Raw genomic sequence first — 1,130 nt, 5'->3', positions numbered from 1 at the left:
CACCGCCGACGGCACCGACACCTACGAGCTCAATCGCAATCTGGTGCTCACCGACAACGCCCGGGCCGACTCGGTGCCGAACCTGGAGATCGAGACCGGCGAGATCGTCGGAGCCGGCCACGCCAGCGCCACGGGAAGATTCGACGACGAGCAGTTGTTCTACCTGCAGGCCCGCGGTATCCCCGAGGATCAGGCGCGTCGCCTGGTGGTCCGCGGATTCTTCGGCGAGGTGCTCGCCAAGATCACCGTGCCGGAGCTGCGTGAGCGGCTCGAAGCGGCCATCGAAGCCGAGCTCGAATCCGCCGGCGCCTGAGCCGCGCCCACAGCCCACAGACACGAAGGAATACCCAGAAATCATGACCACTCTCGAGATCCGCGATCTGCACGTCGACGTCGCCCAGTCCGATCCCGACGCCGAACCCATCCACATCCTCAAGGGTGTGGACCTGACCGTGAACTCCGGTGAGACGCACGCGATCATGGGCCCGAACGGCTCGGGTAAGTCGACGCTCTCGTACGCCATCGCCGGTCACCCCAAGTACGAGATCACCGGCGGCTCGATCACCCTCGACGGGGAAGACGTGCTGGAGATGAGCGTGGACGAGCGCGCCCGCGCCGGCCTGTTCCTGGCCATGCAGTACCCGGTGGAGGTGCCCGGCGTCTCGATGTCGAACTTCCTGCGCAGCGCCGCGACCGCAGTGCGCGGCGAGGCCCCCAAGCTGCGGCACTGGGTCAAGGAGACCAAGGAGGCGATGACCGAGCTGGAGATCGATCCGGCGTTCGCCGAGCGCAGCGTGAACGAGGGCTTCTCCGGCGGCGAGAAGAAGCGCCACGAGATCCTGCAGCTGAGCCTGCTCAAGCCCAAGATCGCCATCCTCGACGAGACCGACTCCGGCCTGGACGTCGATGCCCTGCGGATCGTCTCGGAGGGTGTGAACCGCTACAAGGAGCGCGAGACCGGCGGCATCCTGCTGATCACGCACTACACCCGGATCCTGCGTTACATCAAGCCCGACTTCGTGCACGTCTTCGTCGACGGCCGGGTGGTCGAGTCCGGCGGCGCCGAACGGGCCGACGAGCTGGAGGAGAACGGCTACGTGCGGTTCACCTCCGCCGCCGCCGCGCAGTAG

General features: G+C 66.9%; 2 protein-coding genes. Both read left to right on the top strand.

Annotated features, from left to right (window positions below; translation table 11 throughout):
* On the top strand, positions 1-313 hold a 313-nt coding region (locus tag ACJMNC_RS18315), incomplete at its 5' end, for a SufD family Fe-S cluster assembly protein (protein ID WP_408949371.1).
* Positions 314-356: 43 nt separating this feature from the next.
* Complete coding sequence (sufC, locus tag ACJMNC_RS18310; RefSeq protein WP_408949370.1) at positions 357-1,130, top strand: Fe-S cluster assembly ATPase SufC; 774 nt, start codon at positions 357-359, stop codon at positions 1,128-1,130.

Source organism: Gordonia sp. VNK21 (genome assembly GCF_046098115.1).
Classification (GTDB): Bacteria; Actinomycetota; Actinomycetes; order Mycobacteriales; family Mycobacteriaceae; genus Gordonia.
Note: the sequence above shows the minus strand (reverse complement) of the source record. Positions and strands in the feature narration are given on the sequence as shown.

What these genes read in the sequence shown, in the direction of transcription:
- sufC (WP_408949370.1), top strand. Translation starts at nt 357, where the DNA reads ATGACCACTCTCGAGATCCGCGATCTGCACGTCGACGTCGCCCAGTCC.